The following is a 254-nucleotide window of genomic DNA, read 5'->3' on the forward strand; positions in this document are numbered from 1 at the left end:
GACCGAACTCCCGACTGTCGGCGCTTTCCAAGCGGTTGTCTCCCAACACAAAGACATGGTCCTTCGGTACCTTTACCGGTCCAAAGTCGTTTATTGAAGGTTGAGTGTAAGGTTCCGCCAGCGGCTTATCCCGATCGGCAGTGAAATGAGTAATAGATAAGATAAGGAATACCAGTCCCCATATTCACTGAAGGAGATCTGATCCAAGGTGAAACTGATGCCGAATAAGCTGACCCAGGTGGGCACGAGTATTT

The 254-nt window shown here is 49.2% G+C and carries 1 protein-coding gene; it reads right to left on the reverse strand.

Features of this window, described 5'->3' with window-relative positions:
• Positions 1-184: S26 family signal peptidase (locus CHM34_RS20410; RefSeq protein WP_439116354.1), on the reverse strand; the 184-nt coding region annotated here is incomplete at its 3' end.
• Between the last annotated feature and the right edge of the window lie 70 nt (positions 185-254).

Source organism: Paludifilum halophilum (genome assembly GCF_002245355.1).
Classification (GTDB): Bacteria; Bacillota; Bacilli; order Thermoactinomycetales; family DSM-45169; genus Paludifilum; species Paludifilum halophilum.